At 72.4% G+C, this 16,684-nt stretch carries 15 protein-coding genes and 1 pseudogene; 9 read left to right on the forward strand and 7 right to left on the reverse strand.

The window, feature by feature from the left end:
- Positions 1-572 precede the first annotated feature (572 nt).
- A pseudogene (gene ssuD, locus DT057_RS18600) lies at positions 573-1,765 on the forward strand (FMNH2-dependent alkanesulfonate monooxygenase).
- Between the two features lie 179 nt (positions 1,766-1,944).
- On the opposite strand, the gene DT057_RS18605 reads toward ssuD, so the two are convergent.
- Complete coding sequence (locus tag DT057_RS18605; RefSeq protein ID WP_238314049.1) at positions 1,945-2,727, reverse strand: MetQ/NlpA family ABC transporter substrate-binding protein; 783 nt, start codon at positions 2,725-2,727, stop codon at positions 1,945-1,947.
- Between the two features lie 363 nt (positions 2,728-3,090).
- Complete coding sequence (locus tag DT057_RS18610) at positions 3,091-3,516, reverse strand: RidA family protein (RefSeq protein ID WP_128563598.1); 426 nt, start codon at positions 3,514-3,516, stop codon at positions 3,091-3,093.
- A gap of 134 nt (positions 3,517-3,650) precedes the next feature.
- Here DT057_RS18610 and DT057_RS18615 point away from each other — a divergent pair, with 134 nt between their 5' ends.
- From DT057_RS18615 to DT057_RS18645, 8 genes are all read left to right on the forward strand, one after another.
- Complete coding sequence (locus DT057_RS18615) at positions 3,651-4,256, forward strand: TetR/AcrR family transcriptional regulator (protein WP_128563599.1); 606 nt, start codon at positions 3,651-3,653, stop codon at positions 4,254-4,256.
- A 36-nt stretch (positions 4,257-4,292) separates the two neighbouring features.
- Positions 4,293-5,228, forward strand: a complete 936-nt coding sequence (locus tag DT057_RS18620; protein WP_128563600.1) for a helix-turn-helix domain-containing protein — start codon at positions 4,293-4,295, stop codon at positions 5,226-5,228.
- 106 nt (positions 5,229-5,334) lie between these two features.
- Complete coding sequence (locus DT057_RS18625) at positions 5,335-6,069, forward strand: SDR family oxidoreductase (protein WP_128563601.1); 735 nt, start codon at positions 5,335-5,337, stop codon at positions 6,067-6,069.
- A gap of 376 nt (positions 6,070-6,445) precedes the next feature.
- Positions 6,446-6,796 carry an Ivy family c-type lysozyme inhibitor gene (locus DT057_RS18630; protein WP_128563602.1) on the forward strand — a complete coding sequence of 117 codons (351 nt, stop codon included), beginning with the start codon at positions 6,446-6,448 and terminating at the stop codon, positions 6,794-6,796.
- 44 nt (positions 6,797-6,840) lie between these two features.
- The gene (locus DT057_RS35520) at positions 6,841-7,392 is read left to right on the forward strand and encodes a hypothetical protein (protein WP_162501442.1); all 552 of its coding nucleotides are present in this window, start codon (positions 6,841-6,843) and stop codon (positions 7,390-7,392) included.
- A gap of 146 nt (positions 7,393-7,538) precedes the next feature.
- Positions 7,539-8,339 carry a metallophosphoesterase gene (locus DT057_RS18635; RefSeq protein WP_162501443.1) on the forward strand — a complete coding sequence of 267 codons (801 nt, stop codon included), beginning with the start codon at positions 7,539-7,541 and terminating at the stop codon, positions 8,337-8,339.
- Positions 8,340-8,586: 247 nt separating this feature from the next.
- Positions 8,587-8,853 (forward strand): hypothetical protein, encoded by a 267-nt coding sequence (locus DT057_RS18640; RefSeq protein WP_128563604.1) that lies wholly within the window; start codon positions 8,587-8,589, stop codon positions 8,851-8,853.
- Between the two features lie 303 nt (positions 8,854-9,156).
- Positions 9,157-9,792 carry an NAD(P)-dependent oxidoreductase gene (locus DT057_RS18645; protein ID WP_128563605.1) on the forward strand — a complete coding sequence of 212 codons (636 nt, stop codon included), beginning with the start codon at positions 9,157-9,159 and terminating at the stop codon, positions 9,790-9,792.
- Between the two features lie 162 nt (positions 9,793-9,954).
- Here DT057_RS18645 and DT057_RS18650 read toward each other — a convergent pair whose 3' ends face one another.
- From DT057_RS18650 to gudD, 5 genes are all read right to left on the reverse strand, one after another.
- A complete protein-coding gene (locus DT057_RS18650) occupies positions 9,955-11,274 on the reverse strand; it encodes an MFS transporter (protein WP_128563606.1) in 1,320 nt (439 codons plus the stop codon).
- Positions 11,275-11,390: 116 nt separating this feature from the next.
- On the reverse strand, positions 11,391-12,947 hold the full coding sequence (gene garD, locus DT057_RS18655; protein ID WP_128563607.1) for a galactarate dehydratase: 1,557 nt from the start codon (positions 12,945-12,947) through the stop codon (positions 11,391-11,393).
- A 240-nt stretch (positions 12,948-13,187) separates the two neighbouring features.
- A complete protein-coding gene (locus DT057_RS18660) occupies positions 13,188-14,081 on the reverse strand; it encodes a 2-hydroxy-3-oxopropionate reductase (protein WP_128563608.1) in 894 nt (297 codons plus the stop codon).
- A gap of 61 nt (positions 14,082-14,142) precedes the next feature.
- Positions 14,143-14,910, reverse strand: a complete 768-nt coding sequence (locus tag DT057_RS18665; RefSeq protein WP_128563609.1) for an HpcH/HpaI aldolase family protein — start codon at positions 14,908-14,910, stop codon at positions 14,143-14,145.
- 16 nt (positions 14,911-14,926) lie between these two features.
- Positions 14,927-16,288, reverse strand: coding sequence for a glucarate dehydratase (gudD, locus tag DT057_RS18670; RefSeq protein ID WP_128563610.1), 1,362 nt, complete (start codon positions 16,286-16,288; stop codon positions 14,927-14,929).
- Positions 16,289-16,684 lie beyond the last annotated feature (396 nt).

Below are 16,684 nucleotides of genomic sequence, written 5' to 3' on the forward strand. Positions count from 1 at the left end.
CGCCGGTGCCGCCGCCGGACCGGCCGGTCGGCGGCGCCCGCAAACGCCACCGCGGCCCCGGTCCGCGCCGGCCTCTCCCTCGCCGCGGCCCCCGCGGTGCCGAGGCCGATGCGAGCGCCGCCTTCCGCACGGGCCGGCCGGCGCGGCGACAGATCCGGCTTGTAAAGGCGCGGGCGTTGCCGCATCATCTTGGGGTGACGCGAGCCTTGAGAGAGATTTATTCGCGAGATGTACGTTGGATGTAAGATTTTCATCTCCATGAATGCTTGCGGAGAGAAGGTTGCGGTGGGGCGGTCCGGCTGCGGACCGGCGCCGGGATCTCGGGAGTGTGCGGCGGCGCATCGTTTCCGGCGCGGGGTGCCGGCCTCCTTCGTCCTCGGAGGCAGGCCACGGCTCCGGACGATCCGGTCGCGTTCGCGCGGCTCGGCGTCGCCCGGGCCCTCGGAACCGCCCCCGACCCCGCCGGCGGGGCGGGCGCCGCCCCGCGCGGCGGTGGCCGCGTCCGCGCCGCCCCGGCGGAGCCGAGGCCGCGGTGCTCCCCGGCGAGACCGCCACCGTGCCCGGAGCCTCCCGTGAGCCACCCCGCCGCCGACCCCGTTCCGTCCGGCCGCGCCGACGTGCTCTGGTTCCTGCCGACCCACGGGGACGGCCGCTACCTCGGCACCTCGCACGGCGCCCGCGACGTCTCGCTGCGCTACCTGTCCCAGATCGCGCGCGCGGCGGACGACCTCGGCTACCAGGGCGTGCTGCTCCCGACCGGCCGCTCCTGCGAGGACAGCTGGATCGTCGCCTCCGCCCTCGTCCCGCTGACGGAGCGGCTCCGCTTCCTCGTGGCGGTGCGGCCGGGCCTCCAGACGCCGAGCGTCGCGGCCCGCATGACGGCGACCCTCGACCGGATCTCGGGCGGGCGCCTGCTCATCAACGTGGTCACGGGGGGCGACCCGGTCGAGACCCGGGGCGACGGCATCTTCCTGGACCACGGCGCCCGCTACGCGGTCACGGACGAGTTCCTGGAGATCTACGCGCGCCTCCTCGCCGGGGAGGAGGTCACCTCCCGGGGCGCGCACCTGCAGGTCGAGGGCGGGAGGCTGCTCTACCCGCCCGTCCAGCGCCCGCACCCGCCGCTCTACTTCGGCGGCTCCTCGGAGGTGGGCCAGGACCTCGCCGCGCGAAGAGTCCAGAAGTACCTGACCTGGGGCGAGCCGCCGGCGCAGGTCGCCGAGAAGATCGCGGCCGTGCGACGCCGCGCCCTCGCCCACGGCCGGACGATGAGCTTCGGGATCCGGCTCCACGTCACGTCCGCGAGACCCAGGAGGCGGCCTGGAGGGCGGCGGAGGCCCTGATCGCCCACGTCGACGACGACACGGTCGCGGCCGCCCAGGCGGTGTTCGCCCGGATGGATTCGGTCGGGCAGCGGCGCATGTCCGAGCTGCACCGCGGCCGTCGCGACCAGCTCGAGGTGAGCCCGAACCTCTGGGCCGGCGTCGGCCTCGTCCGGGGCGGCGCGGGAACGGCCCTCGTCGGCGACCCGGACACGGTCGCGGCGCGGATGCGCGAGTACATCGCGCTCGGGATCGACAGCTTCATCCTGTCCGGGTACCCGCATCTCGAGGAGGCGTACCGCTTCGCCGAGCTCGTGCTGCCGCGGCTGCCCCTGGCGGACGGCACGCCCGGCCCGCCGACGGCCTCCGCCCACCGCGGCCCCTTCGGCGAGATGGTCGGGAACGTCATCGTTCCGGCCGGCCCTCGCGCCGCCGCATCCTGACCCGCCCGGGAGGCACCGTCCGTGCCGGTGGCGGAGACGTGGTGCGGCGCCCCGGCTCCTGACGGCCCCGCCCCGCACCGCAACGGCGGCCGCCGTGCGCGTGCCCGGTCGGCGCCACCCGCGCCGCCGCGGCCGCCACCCGGGGTCGGGCCGGGGCCGGGCCCCGGGTGGCGGACCGCCTACGCGCCCGGCCAGGCCGGCACGAAGCCCGGGAGCCTGGTCTCGATGAAGGCCTTCACCTCGGGCGCCTTGAAGGTCTCGATGAAGCGGCGGAGGCGGGGATCATCCTTGTGGCCCTCGCGGGTGACGAAGCGCAGCACGAACTGGTCGTCCGCCGAGCGGTCGATGAGGAGGGCCGTGTTCGGATCGCCGCCCGCGGCGACGAGGTAGGTGAGGTTCACCATCGCGAGCGTCACGTCGTCGAGGGAGCGGTAGAGCTGCGCGGGGTCGAGCTCGACGATGTCGAGCTTCCTCGGGTTCGCGACGACGTCGAAGCGCGTCACCGTGAGGCCCTTGCCGGGCGCGAGCGTGATCAGCCCGGCCTTCTCCAGGAGGCGCAGGCCGCGCGCGCCGTTGAGCGGCTCGTTCGGAATCGCCACCGAGGCGCCCTCCGGCACCGCCTCGAGCGACCGGATCTTCCTCGAGAACAGCCCGATCGGGGCGATCAGCCCGACCGGATCGACCTGCACCAGCTTCGTGCCGCGCCGGGCGTTCTGGACCGCCAGGAAGGCGCCGTGCTGGAACAGGTTGGCGTCGAGGTCGCCCGTGTTGACCGCCTCGTTCGGGGTGACCCAGTCGGTGAACTCCACCACCTCGACGGGCTGGCCGCGCTCCCGGGCGAGGGTGGCCGCGAACTGCACCACCTGCGCGACCGGGCCGGCCGTCACGCCGATCCGCACGGGTGCGTCGCCGGCGCGCGCCGCCGCGCCGAGGCCGGCGAGGGCCACAAGGATACCGAGCATCATCCGCCGCATCGGGCGCTCCACAGGTCAGAGGAAGACGAAACCGCCCGCCGGGATCGCGCGGCCGCCCGGTATCCGGAACATCAGCCGTGCGTCATGGTCGGGGCAAATCTTCATCCCACGTCGCGACGGACCCGATCAACAGAATAGATTGCTGTTTTTCCGCCGATGGAACGTGGATCGTTCTCGCAGATCGCGCGATCCCGAAAATCTCTCGCGCGGCGCCGCGACGCTCCTCGTCCCAGGGGCTCACGCCCGTCGCGGCCGGGTGGGGTCGGGGCGTCGCGCGCCTCGGCCGGCGCGGTGCGGTGGCGCGATCGGCGGGCGTCGCGGCACCGGGTCAGAGGTTCCACGCGGCCGCGCTCACGCCGCGTGCGGGGGCGCCCCGGCCGATGCGGCGTGCGGCAGCCGCGCGACGACCTTGATCTCGAAATCGAAGCCCGCCAGCCAGGTCACGCCGACCGCGGTCCAGTTCGGGTAGGGAGGCGCGCCGATCACCCGGTCCCGGATCGCCATGACCGTGTCGAACTGCGTGGCCGGATCGGTGTGGAAGGTGGTCACGTCGACGACGTCGTCGAAGGTGCAGCCGCCGGCCTTCAGCACGGCGGCCAGGTTGTCGAACGCCCGCTCGACCTGCCGCGCGAAGTCCGGCTCGGGCGAGCCGTCCTCGCGGCCGCCGACCTGCCCCGAGACGAACAGGAGGTCGCCCGACCGGATCGCCGCCGAGTAGCGGTGCTTCTCGTAGAGCGCCTGACGGCCGGCCGGGAAGATCGCGTCGCGCTTCGACATCGTCAGCTCCTGCGCGCCCGTTTGAGAGACGGGCCGTCCGTGATACGAAGCACGCATACGGCTCGTATGTCAAATCACATACGAGCCGTATGTGGACGCGGAGCCGGGGGTGGCGGGTGGGCCGACGCGCGCAGATGATGGAGGAGACGCGGGCGAGGCTCGTCCGGGCGGCGCGGGACGCCTTCGCGACCAAGGGCTACGCGGCGGCGTCGATGGACGACCTCACGGCCGCGGCGGGCCTGACCCGGGGCGCGCTCTACCACAATTTCGGCGACAAGCCGGGCCTGCTGCAGGCCGTGATCGACCAGATCGACGCCGAGATGGCGGCTCGGCTGCGCGCGGTCGGCGAACGCGCGGACACGGCGTGGCAGGGGCTGCTCGACGAGTACGCCGCCTACATCGAGATGGCGCTGGAGCCGGAGATCCAGCGCATCCTGCTCCGCGACGGTCCCGCGGTGCTGGGCGATCCCGCGCGCTGGCCGAGCCAGAACGCCTGCCTCGAGGAGGTGACGCGCCGGATCCGCGCGCTCGTGGCCGACGGCGCCGTCCGGCCGGTCGACCCGGAGGCGGCGGCCCGGCTGCTGAACGGGGCCTCGCTCAGCGCGGCGCTCTGGATCGCGGCGGCGGACGATCCGCCCGCCGTGCTGGCCCGGGCCGTCGCGGCCTTCCGGCGGCTGGCCGGCGGCCTGTTGGAGAGCCGGAGCGGAGACCGGGATGCCCCCGCGTCGGCCGATCCGTAGGCTCGAAGGGCCCGCCGGCATGCGGAGGGCGCCGGGGTGACGAGCCACGCCCACGACCCGGCCAGCGCCCGCTGCGCGACCGTCAAGCCCAACGCGCTCCTGCGCTCCAGCGCGGGCGCCGGCTGGACCTCGCTGCTCCTCGACGAGCACGAGGGACGCGGCCGCAGCGACCTCTTCGAGACGCACCCGACCTCGGACCTGACCCTCGTCGTGGCGACGCGCGGCGAGCACCGGGTCGAGGTCTTGAGGCACGGCCGCTGGCGCGGGGCCGTCTACCAGCCGGGCGCCGCGGGCCTCACCCCGCCCGGCGAGACGACGCGCCTGCGCTGGAGCAGCGCACGCGCGGGCGAGCCGTTCCGGACCGTCCACCTCTACCTTCCCGCCGGCATGATCGAGGCGACCGCGGACGAGTACCGGCGGGCCGGGACGTCGCCGGCGCGCCAGCCGCTGTCGGCGCTGGTCTTCCGCGATCCGGCGATCGCCGCCTGCGCCGGGACGCTGCTGCACGCCCTCGCGGCCGGGGCCCCGGACCTCTACGCGGAGCATGCCGGGCGCTGGCTCGCCGCGCACCTGCTCTCCCGCCACGCGGGATGCTGGCGCGACGCCGACGAGATCCGCCAGCCGGGCCTCATCACCGACCGCCGCCTGGCGCGCGTGCTCGACTACATGAGCGCCCACCTGAGCCGGCCCCTCGGCCTGGACGAGCTCGCGCGCGAGGCGGCCATCAGCGTCCACCATTTCGGCCGCCGGTTCCGCGAGCAGGTCGGCGCGGCGCCCCACGCCCACCTGACGCGGATGCGGATGGACACGGCGCGCCGCCTGCTGCGCACGACCGGGTGGCCGGTGGCCGAGATCGCCCTCGCCTGCGGCTACACCCGGCCGGCGGCCTTCGCGGCGGCCTTCCTGCGTCACGCGGGCGCGACCCCGAGCGCCTACCGCAGGGCCCCCGGATCATCGCCGGCGCGCGATTGAGTATCGCGGGAACGCGGACGTGCCCCGGCCGCCATGGCGCCCCGGGCGGCGTCCTCCCAGGTGGCTGCGCAGGCGCACCCGGCGCCGGTGACCAAGGAGAGCCAGCATGGCAGCGACGCGAGCCGCGATCGTCACGGGGTCTTCGCAGGGGATCGGCGCGGCCGTCGCCGAGCGTCTGGCGCGGGACGGCTTCGCCGTCGCGATCAACTACTCCGCGAACGGGGCGCCCGCCCAGGCGCTCGCGGACACGATCGCGGCCGCGGGCGGCCGGGCGATCGCCGTGAAGGCCGATGTCGGCGACCCCGCGGCCGTCGCGGCGCTCTTCGAGGCGACGGAGCGCGCCTTCGGCGGGGTCGACGTGCTCGTCAACAACGCCGGCATCATGAGGCTCGCGCCGATCGCCGAGGCGGACGACGCCCTCTTCGACGCCCACGTCGCCGTGAACCTGAAGGGCGTCTTCAACGGCCTGCGGGAGGGCGCGCGCCGGATCCGCGAGGGCGGCCGCATCGTCAGCTTCTCGTCGAGCGTCGTCGGTCTCTACCAGCCGACCTACGGGATCTACGCCGCCACCAAGGCCGGCGTGGAGGCGATGACGCGCATCCTCGCCAAGGAGCTCGGCCCGCGGCGGATCACCGTCAACGCCATCGCCCCGGGACCGGTCGCGACCTCGCTGTTCCTCGACGGCAAGTCCGACGACGCGGTCGCGCAGGTCACCCGGATGATCCCGCTCGGCCGCCTCGGCGCGCCCGGCGACATCGCCGCCGCCGTCGCGTTCCTGGTCGGGCCGGACGGGGGCTGGGTGAACGGCCAGGTGCTGCGCGCCAACGGCGGCGCCGTCTGACGCGGGCACGGACCTCGGCCGCCTGACCGGTGGCGCCCGAGCGGCGGCGGCGCGTGCGTTGAGCGGCGGCGCGAACACACGCTGAACGCGCGTCGCCGACGCCGTCCGGCGGATGCCTTCGAGCGCTGCTCGAAGTGCCGGAACTGGGCGCGAGACGGGAGCGCCGCCCTCCTCACGGATCTGCCGCGCCATCCCGTGACCGCGCCTGTACTGGCTCGAGACCGAGTGTCCCGCCCCCGCCCGCAGGTCCTGCTTGTCGATATCGGCTGGCTCGGCTAATCGTGTCTCAGTCATCGGCAGCGGACGGGAGCAGGCGAGAGTGAGGAGATTGGCTATAGCACTCGCGTTGATTTGCAGCCCTGTCGCAGCCAAGGACATGCGCTTCGCCGATCTGGTGAGGCAACATCAGTTCAAGCAGAGCTGGCTCGACATCATCAAGGGGCGCACATTCAGGAAGGAGGACGGCTGGATCCTCCGACACGACGGCGTCCGAGGATCACTCGAAAGCGTCAGCGTCAACGGCGAGCAGTTCCTGAAGGACGAGGGTTGCCAGCCGCACGATTGTCGCGACAACAGTATCGTTATACTGGCTCAGCCGAAGACCCACAAAATATGGATGCTGCATCGATTCGTCGCTTATCCGAGTCGGAGTACGGTGCAGAACTTCTTCGGAAATCCAGATGGCGCCATGAAAGCGATCTTGTTGAATTATATGGCGAAGTCGTAGGGACCTCCGAAGTTGGGCCTGAGGCGGAGAGGTGAGATTTCGCCATGCGCTGGATTCTTGCTCTTGGTGTCGTGATTGCCTGCCTCACCGGTGCCGCGCTGCCCCTGCGGGCCGAGACGGCGATCGTTCTCGATCCCTTTCTCGATGGGCTCCTGCCAGAGTGCAGGGGTTCGAAGTCGTTCGATCTTTTCAGAAGATCCGTCGCCGGACGGCACGGCTACGACTCGGCCGGAAAGCGGCGAGAGCCTGCCATGCAGATTGCAGTACCACGTGATTTCCGACCGGCGATCGGCGCCATCACGGCTGACAACAAGGGTGACTATACGGAAGTGAAAGTTCCGCTATCGGGACGATTTCGATCGCTGCCGGTCAACGCCGTCGAGTTCGCGTTCGGTAACGAGAATGGTATCGACGTCACGATCCTGCGCTTCGGGGCATCGCGATCCGAGGTCGCGAAAGTCCTGGGCCGGGACATCGCGCGTGCGTCCCGCATCATCCGGCAGCGCGTGCGTGCGGGAGAGACCGGCGCGGATCAGTCGGTCACCCTGGACGAGCAGGGCGGGCAGGCGCGCCTCGTCTGCGACACGTCGAATTGACGGCGGGGCCGCTCAGGGGACGCGGCTTGCGCCCGAACGGATGCCGGTGTTGGGTCGAGGGGTTTCAGCCGCCTGGGGCGCCGGTGCTTCGAGCCTTCCAATCCGCCTGGCAGCCCGCGCCGAGACGGCTTCCTCCCGGCCGGACCGTGTGCGCCATCGGCGATGTGCACGGCTGCACCCGTCTCCTGCGAGGGCTGGTCGGCTTCCTGCGGTCGCACGTTCTGGAGGCGTCGCGCCGCAACACCGTGGTGACGATCGGGGACTACGTCGACCGCGGCCCGAGCAGCCTCGCGGCGCTGGATGACGTCCGGGCCCTCGCCATCCCGGGCGTCGAGATCGTCAGGCTGCTCGGCAATCACGACTTCTTCCTGGCGCTGATCGCAGGCCACGAGGACGTCGACGCGGCCTTCGTCGAGGCCTGGCTCGACGTCGGCGGCGAGACGACCTTTCGGGAGATGGGCCTCGACCGGGAGGACGTCCATCGCTCCGGCGTGAGCGCGCTGCGGCAGCGCATCCGCTCCATCCTGCCGGAGGGAATGCCCGCGTTCCTGTCCAGCCTGGCGCCGCACCACCGCGTCGGCGACTACCTCTTCGTCCATGCCGGCCTCGACCCGGCCGCACCCCTCGCGCAGCACGACGTCTCGGACCTCGTCATGATGCGCGAGCCGTTCCTCTCCGGAACCGGTTGGGCCCACGATTTCACGGTGGTGCACGGCCACACCATCAGGGGTCACGAGGCCCTGCCGCACCGCATCGCCATCGACACGGGCGCCTTTCGCACCGGGGTGCTCAGCGCCGTGCACCTCGAGGGAGACCGGATGCGCTGGCTGGCGGTCACCGCGGCGGACAGTCTCGACGCACTCGCGCCCTTGCGGACGACGGCGGAGATCCCGCTCCCCTACGAGGGGGCGGTCATCCTGGGCGAGGACCAGGAAGGCGCGCGCTAGAGCAGCATCCGATCACGCTGCAATCGGCCGCTGCTCCAGGTTTTTGATTCTGCCGCATTGTCTGCGGCGAACCGGTGTCCACTTCGCCGGACAATGCTCCAGCCCGTCGGCCGCGATCCGCGCCCGGGAATCCGGACGAGCGGCGGGCGGCTGCGACCTTTCTGGCGCTCAGCCGTTGACCGGGCACGCGGCCCCGGCCGGCACGACGCCGCCGGAGCCATCCGGACTCCAAGCTGAGGACGCCATCATGAAGCGCGTAGTGATCGCAGCCACCCTCATTCTCTCCACCGCCGCCCTCGCCGCGCCGGCTCAGGCGCAGGGCACCGTCCGCGGCGCCGAACGCGGCGCGGAGGACGGCAACCGGGCTGCCGGGCCGGTCGGCGGCGTCGTCGGCGGGGCCGTCGGCGCCGCGACCGGCACCGTGGGGGGCGTGCTCGGCGTCGGCCCAGACCGGCGGGACGAGCGCATCGAGCGCCGCGACGAGCGCACCCCTCGCGAGCGCCGCGAGCGCTGAGCCGGACTCCGCGCGCGTCGGGGCCAGGTCGGGCTCCCGGCGTTGGTACGCGGCGCGAAGCTCATGGCACGATCCCGCTCGGTCCCGCGGGCACAGGCGCCGGACCTCCGATCCGGCGCCCGGGCGACATCGCGCGCCGGCATGCGCCGCGCCGCGGCCGCTCCGGTCCGCGGGTGCACGCGGCCTGATTGCGCGGCGCCGGCACGGCGAGCCCGCGGAACCGGAAACCGTGCGCCGCGCACAAAGGCGGCGCGCGGGGCCGCCCGTACGTCCTCCCCCCGCGACGGCACTCAGGAAGCGCGCATGGCCCACATCCTCGTCGTAGGCGCGAGCCAAGGCATCGGCTTCGAGACGGTCAAGGCGGCCCTGGCGGCCGGGCACCGCGTGCGCGCCTTCGCCCGCTCGGCCGCGGGCATCCCCCTGACCGACGCCAACCTGGAGCGGTTCGGCGGGGACGCGTTGAGCGCGGCCGACGTCGAGGCGGCGCTCAACGGGGTCGAGTGCGTGGTGCAGACCCTGGGCGTGCCGCTCCGTGACCTGCTCGGGCCGGTGCGCCTGTTCTCGGATGCAACCAACCGGCTCGTGCCGGCCATGGAGAAGGCCGGTGTCCGGCGCCTCCTGGCGGTCACCGGCTTCGGGGCCGGGGACAGCCGGGACTCGATCGGCCTGCTCCAGCGGGTGCCGTTCCGGCTCGTGTTCGGGCGGGCCTACGACGACAAGGACGCCCAGGAGATGCGCATCCGCAAGAGCGGGCTGGACTGGACGCTGGTCCGGCCCGGCGTCCTGACGGGCGGTGCGGCGACGGGCCGGTACCGGATCCTCGACGAGCCCTCGTCGTGGCGCAACGGGCTGATCTCCCGCGCGGACGTCGCCGACTTCATCGTCCGGCAGCTCGAACAGAGCGCCTACGTGCGAAAGGCGGTCGTTCTGGTCGCCTGAACCGGCGTCGAGACCAGGTCCGGGACGGCCGGGACGGCCGGGACGCGCCGCGGAGCGGGCGGGCCTGGTGCGCCGGCTCCCGCACGCGACCGCGGCCCCCGCCCGCCTCGCGGGCGGCTTCGACGATCCGCCGCTCGGCCGCCCTGCATCGGTCCGGGCCGCTCAGGTCGGCAGGGCCGCGACGTTGTGGGCCGGGCGCGCGCGCGACGGGGCCGTCACGAAGGCGAGCAGCGCCGACAGGACCGCGCACGCGGCCAGGAACCCGAGCGCGGCCCCGAACCCGCCGGTGGCGTCCTTGATCCAGCCGACCACGAAGGGGCCGACGAAGCCGCCGAGGTTGCCGACCGAGTTGATCAGCGCGATCCCGCCCGCGGCCGCCGTCCCGGTCAGGAACTCGCTCGGCATGGTCCAGAACGCCGGCTTGCAGCCGTAGAGGCCGATCGTCGCGACGGCGACCGCGACCACGGCCATCGCGGTGCTGCCGAGGAACCCCGCTGCCGCGAGGCCGCAGGCGCCGAGGAGGCAGGCCACGATGTAGTGCCACTTGCGCTCGCGCATGCGGTCGGAGGACCAGCTCCACGCGAGGAGCCCGATCGTGCCGACGACGTAGGGGGCTGCGCTGATGAACCCGACCTGCACGTCCGAGCCGCCGATCCCCTTCACGATCTGCGGCAGGAAGAACGTGATGCCGTAGGTGGCCGTCACGATCGTGAAGTACATCCCGGCCAGCGAGATGACCCGCATGTCCGTGAAGGCCCGCCGCAGGCTCATGTGACCGCTCTCGCGCCGGATGAGGTCCTGCTTCTCCTTTTCGATGGCCGAGCAGAGCCAGGCCTTCTCGTCCGGCCGCAGCCAGTCGGCGACGGCCGGGCTGTCGGTCAGGTAGCGCAGCACGACGAAGGCGAGGAGGATGGCCGGGGCGGCCTCCACGATGAACAGCCACTGCCAGCCGGCCAGGCCCAGCGCGCCGTCGAGCCCGAGCAGCAATCCGGACAGGCCCGCCGTGACGGCGTTCGAGACCGGGACGGCGACGTACAGGGAGGCGAGCACCCGGCTGCGGTACGATTTGGGGAACCAGTAGGTGAAGTACAGGATCACGCCGGGGAAGAAGCCGGCCTCCGCCACCCCGAGCATGAACCGCATGACGACGAAGCTCGTCGGCCCGGCGACGAAGGCCATCGCCCCGGCGAGGAGGCCCCAGGTGATCATGATCCGGGCGATCCAGCGCCGCGCGCCCGCCTTCTCGAGCAGCAGGTTGCTGGGAACCTCGAACAGGAAGTAGCCGAGGAAGAAGATGCCGGCCCCGAAGCCGAAATCCTTCGCCGTGAGGCCGAGCGCCGTCGACATGCCGCCGGTGGCGGCGAACCCCACGTTGGTCCGATCGATGTAGGCGACGAGGTAGATGATGACGATCAGCGGAAGCAGACGCCAGGCAACTCGGCGTATGGTCCGCCGTTCGATCTCGCTCGTATCGTGGGGCATCGGCTGGCTCCTCCGCATTGTCGCAGGTTTGTTGCATTTGTTTCTTGGCAACGCGCGCGTATTCAGGTCCGCGCACGCGACGAGATCTGTGCCCCCGGAGCTGGCGGGATGGGGCCCTAGGTCACGGGCGCGGGGTTGAACAAGGTGAGGTCGTTGAAGAGGCCCCAATGGTCGGACCAGGGCTTCCTGCGCCCGCTCGCGACGTCGAGGATGAGGTGGAACAGCTCCCAGCCCGTCTCCTCGATGGTGGCCTGGCCGCTCGCGACACGACCCGCATCGAGATCGATGAGGTCGGACCAGCGTTCGGCGAGCTCGGTGCGGGTCGCGACCTTGATCACCGGCGCCTCGGCGAGGCCGTAGGGCGTGCCGCGGCCGGTCGAGAACACCTGGAGGGTGATGCCCGACGCGAGCTGCAGCGTGCCGCAGACGAAGTCGCTCGCCGGGGTCGCGGCGAAGATCAGGCCCTTCCGGTGCACCCGCTCGCCGGGGGCGAGCACGCCCCGGATCGCGCTCGTGCCCGACTTCGCCACCGAGCCCAGCGCCTTCTCGACGATGTTGTTGAGGCCGCCCTTCTTGTTGCCCGGGGACGGGTTGGCGCTGCGGTCGGCGTCGCCCTTGGCGAGGTAGTCGTCGTACCAGGCCATCTCGCGGATCAGCGCGCGGGCGACCTCCTCGGTCTCGGCCCGCGGGGTCAGGAGGTGGATGGCGTCCCGCACCTCCGTCACCTCGGAGAACATCACGGTGCCGCCGCAGCGCACCAGGAGGTCGGCCGCGAAGCCGAGCGCCGGGTTGGCGGTGACGCCCGAGAAGGCGTCGCTGCCGCCGCATTGCAGGCCCACCACGAGGTCGGAGGCCGGGCAGGTCTCGCGCCGGCGCCGGTTCAGGACCGCGAGGCGCGCCTCGGCCATCGCCATGATGCTGTCGAGCATCATGCCGAATCCCTGGTGGCGCTCGTCCTGGAGCCGCACGACGCCCCCGGACTGCCCGTCCGGCAGCAGGCGCTCGGAGACGAGCTTCTCGCAGCCGAGGCCGACCACCATGACCTCGCCGCCGAAATTCGGGTTCTGCGCCAGGCTCTGGAGGGTCCGGATCGGGATCACCGCCTGCGGGGCGTTGATGGCGACGCCGCAGCCGTAGGCGTGCGTGAGGCCGACCACGTCGTCGACCTGGGGGAAGCGCGGCAGCAGTTCCTGCTTGATGCGCCGGATCGCCACCTCGAGGGTGCCGGCGACGCACTGCACGCTCGTCGAGATCGCCAGGATGTTGCGGGTGCCGACGGAGCCGTCCGGGTTGCGGTAGCCCTCGAACGTGTAGCCCTCGAGCGGCGGCAGCGGGGCCGGCACCCGGGTCGCGAGTTCGAGTTCGTCGAGGCGCGGCGCGGCGGGCGTGCGCACGCGCGATTCCTCGACCCAGCCGCCGCGCGGGATGTCGGCTGTGGCGTAGCCGATCACCTCGCCGTAGCGCCGCACGGCCTCGCCCGTCCCGATGTCGGCGAGCGCCACCTTGTGGCCCTGCGGCACGAACTCGCCGAGGGTGAGGCCGTCCGGGAAGACCGTGCCGGCGGGCAGCCCGAAGGCGTTCGCCACGATGGCGACGTTGTCGGTCTCCTGCAACCGGATGGTCCGGGGGGCGTCGCCCGTCGCCCTGGGGGTGGTCTGCGGCTCGGCCAGCATCGGATTCCTCCCGTTCGGTTTGCCGGGGGTTGCGAGGTCGTCCCCGGTTCTCCGGCAGCCTTTTCACGATAGCCGGCGGAGGGCGCCGCGCCGCCTCGCCCGCGGCGGGCCGGCAGGCCCGTCACCCAAAAGGCATAGATCCGGTTTCGATGCAGTGCCAACTCAAACACGGCATCGTTCGATACGATCTGCGCATCGATCCGGGTCGGGGACGCCGGGCGACGCGGTGTCCCGGCCGGATCAGGCCTCGGCGGGACGGGAGACCTCGTGGTTCGCCATGAGCTCCAGGGCGCGCACGAGGGCGGAGTGGTCCCAGTCGCGCCCGCCCTGCGCGACGCAGGCCGAGAACAGCTGCTGGGCGACGGCCGTGGCCGGCAGGCTCATGCCGAGGGAGCGGGCGCCCTCCAGGGCGAGGTTCAGGTCCTTCTGGTGCAGCCCGATCCGGAAGCCCGGGTCGAAGCTGCGCTCGATCATGCGCTGGCCGTGCAGCTCGAGGATGCGCGAGGTCGCGAGCCCCCCGGTGATGGCCTCGCGCACCTTGGCCGGGTCGGCGCCGGCCTTCGCGGCAAACAGCAGCCCCTCCGCCACCGCCCCGATCGTCAGGGCGACGATGATCTGGTTGGCCACCTTGGCGGTCTGCCCGGACCCGCTCGGGCCCACATGCGTGATGGTCCTGCCCATGCGCTCGAACAGCGGCCGCACCCGCCCGAAGGCCTCCGGCCTGCCGCCCACCATGATGCTGAGCGAGGCGCCGCGCGCGCCCACCTCGCCGCCCGAGACCGGCGCGTCGAGGTAGTCGCAGCCGAGGGCCTCGATGCGGGCCGCGAAGGCCTTCGTCTCCATGGGGGAGATCGAGCTCATGTCGACCACGGTCTTGCCGGGGGCGAGGCCGACCGCCACGCCCTCCTCGCCGAACAGCACGCCGGCCACGTCCGGCGTGTCGGGCAGCATCAGGATCACCACGTCGGCGCGCCGCGCCACCTCGGCGGCGCTGTCGCAGGCCGTGCCGCCCGCCGAGAGCAGGCCGGCCGGGACGCTGCGCCGGCTCTTCAGGAACAGGCTGTGGCCGGCCTCGATCAGGTGGCCCGCCATGGGCGCGCCCATGATGCCGAGGCCGATGAATCCGATGTTCATGGATAGGCTCCGTTGGACGGGCATCAGGCCCGAGGACGGGCGTCAGGCCCGGAGGCGGGCGTCAGGCCCGGAAGCGGGCGGCGAGGGCCTCGCTGGCGCGCGCGAGCAGCCCGCTGTCCGACCCGACGGCGGTGAAGCGGCTGCCGGCCGCGATGTAGCGGTGCGCCAGGTCCTCGTTCGCCGTGAGGATGCCGGGCAGCCTGCCGGCGGCGGCGATCCGCCCGATCGTCGCCTCGATCAGCGCGACGACGTCGGGGTGGTTCTGCTGGCCGAGGTAGCCGAGGCTGGTCGAGAGGTCGCCGGGGCCGATGAAGATGCCGTCGACGCCCTCCACGGCGGCGATCTCCTCCAGGTTGTCGAGGGCGCGGCGCGACTCGATCTGGACCGCCACGAAGATCTCCGCCTCGCAGCGGGCGTGGTAGTCGGGGATGCGCCCGAAGCGGGCGGCCCGGGGCGCCTGCGAGAAGCCGCGCACGCCGCGGGGCGCGTAGCGCGTCGCCGCGACGGCCCGGCTTGCCTGCGCGGCGTCGTCGATGTTGGGGATCATCAGTGACTGGGCGCCGGTGTCGAGGATGCGCTTGATGGTGACCGGCTCGTCGCCCGGCACCCGCACCATCGCGGGCACGCCGCTCTCCGCCACGGCCTGGAGCTGGTGGTAGACGTCGCGCAGGTCGTTGGCCGAGTGCTCCATGTCGACGAGCAGCCAGTCGAAGCCCGAGCCGGCGACGATCTCGGTCGAGATCGGGCTCGCGAGGCTGCACCACAGGCCGATCTGCTGCCGGCCCTCCCGCAGCAGAGCCGCCTTGAAGCGGTTCGTCAGGATGTCCATCGTCGTCTCCTCGCGGTCAGCGCACCAGGCAGGGGCGCTTGTTGTCGAAAGTCCAGCCGGGGATCAGGGCCTGCATCGCCGCGGCGTCGTCGCGGGCGCCGAGACTGTGGCTGCGATAGAGGGCGTGCGCGGCCTCCACCTCGGCCCAATCGAGCTCGACGCCGAGGCCCGGACGCTCCGGCACCGCCACGAGGCCGCCGCGGATCCGCGGCGGCTCCTTGGTGAGGCGCTGCCCGTCCTGCCAGATCCAGTGCGTGTCGATCGCGGTGACGCGGCCCGGTGCGGCCGCGGCCGCGTGGGTGAACATCGCCAGCGACACGTCGAAGTGGTTGTTCGAGTGCGAGCCCCAGGTGAGGTCGTGGTCGCGGCAGAGCTGCGCCACCCGGACGGCGCCGGCGAGCGTCCAGAAATGCGGGTCGGCCAGCGGGATGTCGACCGCGCCGAGCTGGATGGCGTGGCGCATCTGGCGCCAGTCGGTCGCGATCATGTTGGTGGCGGTGGGCACGCCGGTGGCGCGGCGGAACTCGGCCATGATCTCGCGGCCCGAGAAGCCGTCCTGCGCGCCGCACGGATCCTCCGCGTAGGCCAGGACATCACCCCGGCCCTTGCAGAGCCGGATCGCCTCGTCGAGCGACCAGGCCCCGTTCGGGTCGAGCGTGACCCGCGCCTCGGGGAAGCGCCGGGCGATCGCCGTGACGGCGGCGATCTCCTGCTCGCCCGCCAGCACGCCGCCCTTGAGCTTGAAGTCGTTGAAGCCGTAGCGCTCGTGCGCCGCCTCGGCGAGCCGCACCACGGCCTCGGGCGTCAGGGCCTCCTCGTCGCGCAGGCGCATCCAGCCGTCCGCCTCCCGCGACCGGCGGTAGGGCAGGCCGGTGCGGCGGCTGTCGCCGACGTAGAACAGGTAGCCCAGCATCTCGACGGCGTCGCGCTGCTGGCCCTCGCCGAGGAGGGCCGCCACGGGCACGCCGAGGAACTGCCCGAGGAGGTCGAGGAAGGCGGACTCGACCGCCGTGACCGCGTGGATGGTGACGCGCAGGTCGAAGGTCTGGAGGCCCCGGCCGGCGGCGTCGCGGTCGGCGAAGTGGGCGCGCAGGGCGTTGAGCACGCCGTTCCAGTTGCCGATCGCCTGGCCGACGATGAGGGAGCGGCCGTCCTCCAGGGTCTGGCGGATGGCCTCGCCACCGGGCACCTCGCCGAGCCCGGTGGCGCCGGTGCTGTCGGTCAGGACCACGAGGTTGCGGGTGAAGAAGGGCCCGTGGGCGCCGCTCAGGTTGAGGAGCATGCTGTCGCGGCCGGCCACCGGCACGACCTTCATGTCGGTGATGGCGGGCGTGCCCGAGGCGCCGCGCGACGATGGTCGGACGGGATCGTTCTGCATGGGTCCTCTCCCTGAGGTCGGCGGTCTGTGCCCGCCGTTCCGTGATCGACGTGATCGGTCCGGCCTGCCGGGCCGCGCTGCCGCCGCGAGACGTGCGGCGTGATGCGGGTCTGCCCGGCGGGGCGGGATTTCGGCAGCAAGAACGACGCGCGATCGGCGATCTATCAGCTCTGTGTCATGCGCTCGTGATGGCGACTGCAATTATACTGAGACAATATCGGTCCCGATGAGGTCGGCTATGGTCGCCACGTCGCCGCACGCATCGCTGTCCGCAATCCTGGTGATGTATCTTACAGGCTGCATTCGATCCGTTTAGTCTTGTCGCGTACTGGCAAGAGATCCAGGTTCTCGATTTCCAGAGCAGAACAGGATGGGATCATCCTCGGCATTTCTTGT

Source organism: Methylobacterium crusticola, assembly GCF_003574465.1.
Classification (GTDB): Bacteria; Pseudomonadota; Alphaproteobacteria; order Rhizobiales; family Beijerinckiaceae; genus Methylobacterium; species Methylobacterium crusticola.

What these genes read in the sequence shown, in the direction of transcription:
- DT057_RS18645 (WP_128563605.1), top strand. Translation starts at nt 9,157, where the DNA reads ATGGCCCACATCCTCGTCGTAGGCGCGAGCCAAGGCATCGGCTTCGAG.
- DT057_RS18615 (WP_128563599.1), top strand. Translation starts at nt 3,651, where the DNA reads ATGATGGAGGAGACGCGGGCGAGGCTCGTCCGGGCGGCGCGGGACGCC.
- DT057_RS35520 (WP_162501442.1), top strand. Translation starts at nt 6,841, where the DNA reads ATGCGCTGGATTCTTGCTCTTGGTGTCGTGATTGCCTGCCTCACCGGT.
- gudD (WP_128563610.1), bottom strand. Translation starts at nt 16,288, where the DNA reads ATGCAGAACGATCCCGTCCGACCATCGTCGCGCGGCGCCTCGGGCACG.
- DT057_RS18610 (WP_128563598.1), bottom strand. Translation starts at nt 3,516, where the DNA reads ATGTCGAAGCGCGACGCGATCTTCCCGGCCGGCCGTCAGGCGCTCTAC.
- DT057_RS18640 (WP_128563604.1), top strand. Translation starts at nt 8,587, where the DNA reads ATGAAGCGCGTAGTGATCGCAGCCACCCTCATTCTCTCCACCGCCGCC.
- DT057_RS18625 (WP_128563601.1), top strand. Translation starts at nt 5,335, where the DNA reads ATGGCAGCGACGCGAGCCGCGATCGTCACGGGGTCTTCGCAGGGGATC.
- garD (WP_128563607.1), bottom strand. Translation starts at nt 12,947, where the DNA reads ATGCTGGCCGAGCCGCAGACCACCCCCAGGGCGACGGGCGACGCCCCC.
- DT057_RS18630 (WP_128563602.1), top strand. Translation starts at nt 6,446, where the DNA reads ATGCGCTTCGCCGATCTGGTGAGGCAACATCAGTTCAAGCAGAGCTGG.
- DT057_RS18660 (WP_128563608.1), bottom strand. Translation starts at nt 14,081, where the DNA reads ATGAACATCGGATTCATCGGCCTCGGCATCATGGGCGCGCCCATGGCG.
- DT057_RS18665 (WP_128563609.1), bottom strand. Translation starts at nt 14,910, where the DNA reads ATGGACATCCTGACGAACCGCTTCAAGGCGGCTCTGCTGCGGGAGGGC.
- DT057_RS18605 (WP_238314049.1), bottom strand. Translation starts at nt 2,727, where the DNA reads ATGCTCGGTATCCTTGTGGCCCTCGCCGGCCTCGGCGCGGCGGCGCGC.
- DT057_RS18650 (WP_128563606.1), bottom strand. Translation starts at nt 11,274, where the DNA reads ATGCCCCACGATACGAGCGAGATCGAACGGCGGACCATACGCCGAGTT.